The organism is Leptolyngbya sp. FACHB-711 (assembly GCF_014695615.1).
Lineage (GTDB): Bacteria > Cyanobacteriota > Cyanobacteriia > Elainellales > Elainellaceae > Leptolyngbya_A.
Genome location: NZ_JACJOR010000482.1, coordinates 1 through 5,771, shown reverse-complemented (window position 1 = coordinate 5,771; position 5,771 = coordinate 1). Strand labels below are relative to the sequence as shown.

General features: G+C 50.4%; 6 protein-coding genes and 1 pseudogene. 1 reads left to right on the top strand and 6 read right to left on the bottom strand.

Going from position 1 to position 5,771, the window contains the following annotated elements:
• The 5 genes and pseudogenes from H6F80_RS22430 to H6F80_RS22410 all read right to left on the bottom strand — a co-directional run.
• Positions 1–286 (bottom strand): annotated as a pseudogene (locus tag H6F80_RS22430) (histidine kinase); the annotation flags it as partial.
• Between the two features lie 440 nt (positions 287–726).
• Positions 727–1,125: a phage holin family protein gene (locus tag H6F80_RS22425; RefSeq protein WP_190793750.1), complete on the bottom strand. Its 399-nt coding sequence runs from the start codon at positions 1,123–1,125 to the stop codon at positions 727–729.
• Between the two features lie 130 nt (positions 1,126–1,255).
• Entirely contained in the window at positions 1,256–1,444 is a 189-nt protein-coding gene (locus tag H6F80_RS22420; RefSeq protein ID WP_190793749.1) for a YqaE/Pmp3 family membrane protein, read from the bottom strand.
• Positions 1,445–1,492: 48 nt separating this feature from the next.
• Entirely contained in the window at positions 1,493–2,059 is a 567-nt protein-coding gene (locus tag H6F80_RS22415; protein WP_190793748.1) for a hypothetical protein, read from the bottom strand.
• 69 nt (positions 2,060–2,128) lie between these two features.
• Positions 2,129–2,392 (bottom strand): YkvA family protein, encoded by a 264-nt coding sequence (locus H6F80_RS22410; RefSeq protein WP_190793747.1) that lies wholly within the window; start codon positions 2,390–2,392, stop codon positions 2,129–2,131.
• Positions 2,393–2,735: 343 nt separating this feature from the next.
• Here H6F80_RS22410 and H6F80_RS22405 point away from each other — a divergent pair, with 343 nt between their 5' ends.
• Complete coding sequence (locus H6F80_RS22405) at positions 2,736–3,188, top strand: hypothetical protein (protein ID WP_190793746.1); 453 nt, start codon at positions 2,736–2,738, stop codon at positions 3,186–3,188.
• Positions 3,189–3,206: 18 nt separating this feature from the next.
• Here the strand turns inward: H6F80_RS22405 and H6F80_RS22400 are convergent, their stop codons facing one another.
• Entirely contained in the window at positions 3,207–5,756 is a 2,550-nt protein-coding gene (locus H6F80_RS22400; RefSeq protein ID WP_190793751.1) for a glycogen/starch/alpha-glucan phosphorylase, read from the bottom strand.
• Between the last annotated feature and the right edge of the window lie 15 nt (positions 5,757–5,771).

The following is a 5,771-nucleotide window of genomic DNA, read 5'->3' as shown; positions in this document are numbered from 1 at the left end:
GGTCTAGGGTTGCATTGGGCACAATCAGCAGATCAGACTGCAAGATGGCATGCGAACAAAAGGCAATGTCTCGATTGGTTTCTGATACAGGCAGCCCTATGTTTGACTTAAACCACTGACGACCGCAATCGATTAAACTCACTAGCGCGATCGGCGTTCCACAAATAAAACTTGCCAGACGGGTCAGATCGTCAAAAGCGGGTTCGGCGGCGGTATCAAGAATCTGATAATTCAGAAGTGCCTGAAGCCGCTCAGACTCATTCTTGGGGATAGGAGCTTGCGTCATTGGGAGGGTTAACGAGAGCCAGTGCTATACGATCTCGCGCTCTGGAAAGTGAACTGCCTTAACGTTCCTTATTTGCAGCGCGGCCCGTTCAATTTCGGCTGAAATTTTTGGGATACTTATTTTGTAACATTCCTAAATATTCTTTTTCTGAAGACCAACCGTACCCATGATTCAAGATCGTAAAGAGAGGTCGAGCCGATCGTGCCCTACCTCCCCTTGATAAAAGTTATAGAAGGTGAAATTGATAGCAGTCTGTTTGAGAAGTAATGCTTGTGCTTTAACTGCCTGGTGGGTAAATTCTGGAAGGAACTTAGCTTGCCTTAGAATCGCTTGCCTTAGAATCTCAAAGTCCCCCAGAGTTGACCGCTGGATCAGGCAATGTAGAACCTCTCACACGGCTCAAGTCAACTTTTAAGCTAGTTAAGCCAGTCGAAGGAATGCTATTTGCTGCTCACTTCCATTGTTGGGCTGGCAGCAGCGACAGCATTGCCCAAACGCTTGTTCGCAAAGTAGCTGTTGAGGAACGTGGTTCCCAGCGACAGCACTACCGGACCCAGAACGAACGCCAGCAGCCCTGACACCGTGAAGCCAGGAATCAGCAGAGACGCTAACCAGAAGCAGAAGCCGTTAACAATGAGCGAGAAAGCTCCAAGCGTCAGGAAGTTAACCGGGAGTGAGAGCAGCGACAGCACAGGCTTGACGGCTCCATTCACAATTCCGATCGCCACCCCTGCCAGCATTGCAGCGGGAAAGTTTGCCAAATTGACACCCGGAATCACAATGTCAACAATGAGCAGGCTTAAGGCAGTAATCAGCGTATTCAATAAATATCCAATCATGTAAATTCTCCTTTTTTAGAGACAGTGTTTAGAGACAGATTGTTTAGAGATAGATGAAAGATTGTTTAGAGATAGATGAAGAAGTCAAACGAATGATGCAAACCAATTATTCAAACAACAATCGAACAAACTAAGCAATTCCTCGATTGCTAGCTTTCTCGTCAGACTTGGCGATCGCCCAAACGGCATGAATGCTTCCAGGAACCCACCCCAACAGCGTCAGGAGAAGATTGACGAGCAGCGTGGTGCTGAAGCCATAGGTCAGAAAAACGCCGATCGGAGGAACCAGGAGTCCTAATGCGTAGCGAAGAAGTTTCATCGTGTCACCTCAAGGTGAGAAATTTCAGCGAATCGTTCAGCAAACAGTTCAGCGAGTCGAGTTGATCGTTTTCAGAATGGTTTTAATCTGCTGTTTGATCTGCTGCTCTTTCTGAGCGACGACAACTCCAGCGGCTTCTGCCCGTGCTGTGAGTTCACTTTGCTTTTGCTCCAGCAGGGCTGGTTCAGCAGGCGATGCTTTTGCCTTTTCCAAAGTTGTGCTGTACCAGACTGCACTTTGCTCAAGCTGTCGCTTTGCTGCCTGGTAGCGATCGCCATACCGTTCATCGAGTTGTGTATCCAATGTGTCTAAACGCTCACGCAGTCCTTTAATCAAGCTCAGGATTAGCGTTTTGAAGCGGATTATTTGCTGAGCGGTTGAGTCTGTCTCAGGGTGAGCGGCAGGATTCTCAGCAGGAGTATTCGAGTTTGCTGCAACGGTTGAAAAGCTGTTTTTTGCGATCGATCCCAGCTCTTTGGAGCCTGCTTTGACTTCGGCGATCGCTTCAACGGCTGCCGCTTTAGCGATTGCTCGGAGGCGATTTGCCCGCATTCCACTTTCAGTCTTTGCCTTTTCCAGGTCAGTCGCAAGCTGGTCTTTCATAGAATCTGTCATTGGGCACCTTCCAATCTAGGAATATGGGGAGTGAGGAGCGTTTCCCTCAAAACTTCTGGTCGCTAAAGCCTAACTCAAGGCTTTTTGAACTTCTGCCTGGTTCTTCGCCTTGCGGTTTTTAAGCTGCTCCAGCAAAAGTTGGGAAGCTTCAGTCACCAGAATCGAGGCAATCAATCTATCGTCGAGCCAGCCCACAATGGGAATCATATCGGTGACAAAATCAACGGGGCTAACAATGTAAAGTAGGCTTGCGGCAATCACAACCCAGCGATATTTGGAGTTCCGGAGCAGATTGCGATACCAGTTGTAGAGCGGCTTGATGAAGAGTTTCATTTGCGGGGCATCCTCTGATGACACAATGATCCTCGCAAATTCCCCTCAAAACTTCTGGTGTGGAGAACCGATAGATCGGTGTTGTCTGTCCCACTTTGGCTCAAAAACGGGAGTGCGGAATCCCCAACCGATCGTGAGGTAAACCGTTCAAAGTTTTTCCAGAGTTGAGAGATTTAGGAGGCTGCAAAGCCTGCAACAAAGCTCATTCAGCTCATTACACAGCAGCCAAAGATAGGAGACGAGTTCGATCGCAGTTATCAGTTCTTCAACATGCCCTGAATCTAAACTCAGGTTGATCTACGAAACAGGCTAATCTACGAAACAGGAGTTATTCAATCGCCTCATGTCCCTCTTTTCATTTGATCAAAATAACCAAACCGCGGAACGTCTGGAGTCGCTCAAAGCGGGTACTGTCGGTAAACTAATTGCGGCTACTGCATTTGTGCCGATCGCTTTTCTAAATCACTACTTGCAATCTGAAAATGCAAACTGGCGAGAAACATTGCTGCACAAGGAAGCTTTGATTTCGTTTGCGATCGCAATCTTCTCAGGGTTTCTGTTTGGGGTAACGTATCGATACGTAGTGCGGCAGGACAACAATCCGCAGCTTCAGTCGGGGGCAGTTGGGGCGTTTGGGCTGGTGCGGGGGTTTGCGCAGATTGAGGCAAGTTTAGACAAAAAAATGCCCCTGTGGACTGGGGGCATCTGGGTTGCAGAGAGTCTGCTGCTGTTTGGCGCAGTTGCGCTGAGTCTTAACTGGATACTCGATCGCGGCTGGATTCAGCGCATGAAGTGATTGACATCAAATCATTGCCTACGCCATTTCGGTGGCTCGCTGAATGCGAAGTCCAGCTTTGTCCTGCGAATAGGCTTCTAGATCAATCGGAACTGGCTCAACGTTCCAGATATCGCGGCAGTATTCTGTAATGGTGCGATCGGAGGAAAACTTACCCATCCGAGCAACGTTGAGAATCGACATTTTTGTCCACTGTTCCGTATCGCGGAATGCCTCGCTGACACGCTCCTGACACTCAATGTAGGACTGATAATCTGCCAGCAGCATATATTCGTCGTGGTTGAGCAGCGATTCGACGATCGACATAAACAGACTGGGTTCCTTAGGCGAGAAGAAGCCCGACGACATTTGATCGATCACCTGCTTGAGCTCGGCATTTTTGTTGTAGTAGTCGAGCGGCTTGTAGCCTTTTGCCTTCAGATCCATCACTTCCTGCGCGGTCAGACCAAACAGGAAGAAGTTGTCAGCCCCGACTTCCTCACGAATTTCGACGTTTGCGCCGTCCAGTGTGCCGATCGTCAATGCGCCGTTCAGCGCAAATTTCATATTGCCCGTACCAGAGGCTTCTTTGCCTGCGGTCGAAATTTGCTCAGACAAATCTGCTGCCGGATAGGCAAACTGCCCCAGCGAGACGGAGTAATTTGCCAGAAACACGACCTTCAGCCGTCCTGCCACGTCGGGATCATTGTTGACCACCTCGCCGATCGAGTTAATCAGCTTGATCGCCATCTTCGCCATAAAGTAACCCGGAGCCGCTTTGCCGCCAAAGATAAACGTGCGTGGCACAATCTCCAGGCTAGGATTTGCCTTGATCCGGTTGTACAGCGTGATGATGTACATCGCACAAAGGATCTGCCGCTTGTACTCATGGATGCGCTTGATCTGCACGTCGAACAGTGAATTGGGATCAATTTCCAGACCATTCGATCGCAGAATGTAATCTGCCAGATGGTTTTTATTGGACTGTTTGATCGATCGCCACTGTGCCCTGAATTGGGGATCGTCTACAAAGGCTTCCAGGCGGCGCAGTTCATCGAGGTTGGTAATCCAGGGATGTGCAGTCGTTTCCGCTTCGGAGCGATCGACAATCTTTTCGCTGATCAGGCGGCACAGTTCCGGGTTGCTCAGCATCAGCCAGCGACGGGGGGTAATGCCGTTGGTTTTGTTCTGGAACTTTTCGGGATACAGCTCATAAAAGTCCCGCATGAGTTCCTGCTTGATCAGCTCGGTATGCAGGGCCGCAACCCCGTTCACCGTATGGCTACCCACACAGGCAAGATGCGCCATTCGCACCTGCTTTTCGCCGCCTTCCTCGATCAGCGACATCCGCGCCAGTTTTTCCGGCTGGTTGGGATACTTCGCTCGGACTTCATTGAGGAAGTGGAAGTTGATTTCGTAGATGATTTCCAGGTGGCGGGGTAGCAGCTTGCCAAACAAATTCACTGACCACCGTTCCAAAGCTTCTGACAGCAGCGTGTGGTTGGTGTAGGCAAAGGTACGGCGGGTGATGTCCCAGGCTTTATCCCAGTCCAGGCCATACTCGTCGATAAACAGGCGCATTAGCTCAGCAACCCCGATCGCTGGATGGGTATCGTTGAGCTGAATCGCGACCTTTTCCGGGAAATCATCAAACGTGCTGCGGTTTCGCAGGTAGAGGCGAATAATGTCTTGCAGCGAACAGGCAACGAAGAAATACTGCTGCTGAAGCCGCAATTCCTTACCCTGAGGCGTGTTGTCGTTGGGATACAGAACCTTCGAGATGTTTTCCGAGAAAGTTTTGGCGGCGACTGCCTGGGTGTAATCTCCAGCGTTGAAAACGTGCAGGTCAAAGTCTTCGCCTGCCCTTGCTGACCAGAGCCGCAGCGTATTGACCGTGTTTTTGCCGTAGCCAGAAACGGGCGTGTCGTAAGGTGTGCCAAAAATCGTGATGCGAGGAACCCAGCGCGTCCGCACCCGTCCCTGCGCATCCGCTGCCGCTTCGGTATAGCCGCCAAACTTGACTTCGACCATGTAATCCGGGCGAGGAATTTCCCACGGGTTGCCAGAGCGCAGCCAGTTGTCGGGATGCTCGACCTGCCAGCCATCGGCAATGTACTGGTCAAAAATGCCGAACTCGTAGCGGATGCCGTAGCCGACTGCCGGAATTTCCAGCGTTGCCATCGAATCTAGAAAGCAAGCTGCCAGTCTGCCCAAGCCGCCGTTGCCGAGTCCGGGTTCTTCTTCACGCTCTAGCAAATCGTCCAGATTGAGCCCGACTTCTTTGAGAACTTGCTGCATCTGGTCATACAGACCGAGATTGAGCAAATTGTTGAGCAGCAGACGACCGATCAAAAATTCGGCAGAGAGATAGTAAACAACTTTGGTATCTTTTTGGAAGTAAGCCTGGGCAGTTTTAATGCGGCGATGGACGAGCCGATCGCGCACAGTGTACGCCAGTGCCATGTAGTAGTCGTAGAGGTTAGCAAAGGTTTCGTCTTTGCCCTGGATGTAGTAGAGGTTGTCTGCTAAAGCACGTTTGAGGGTCGAAACCGTCATGCCGGTGCGGTCATCCTCAACGTGAATATGCATATCGGGCTGGCTATT

Bases quoted from the DNA above. Each gene is read 5' to 3' on its own strand.
- H6F80_RS22425 (WP_190793750.1), bottom strand. From the start codon at position 1,125: ATGATTGGATATTTATTGAATACGCTGATTACTGCCTTAAGCCTGCTC.
- H6F80_RS22420 (WP_190793749.1), bottom strand. From the start codon at position 1,444: ATGAAACTTCTTCGCTACGCATTAGGACTCCTGGTTCCTCCGATCGGC.
- H6F80_RS22415 (WP_190793748.1), bottom strand. From the start codon at position 2,059: ATGACAGATTCTATGAAAGACCAGCTTGCGACTGACCTGGAAAAGGCA.
- H6F80_RS22410 (WP_190793747.1), bottom strand. From the start codon at position 2,392: ATGAAACTCTTCATCAAGCCGCTCTACAACTGGTATCGCAATCTGCTC.
- H6F80_RS22405 (WP_190793746.1), top strand. From the start codon at position 2,736: ATGTCCCTCTTTTCATTTGATCAAAATAACCAAACCGCGGAACGTCTG.
- H6F80_RS22400 (WP_190793751.1), bottom strand. From the start codon at position 5,756: ATGCATATTCACGTTGAGGATGACCGCACCGGCATGACGGTTTCGACC.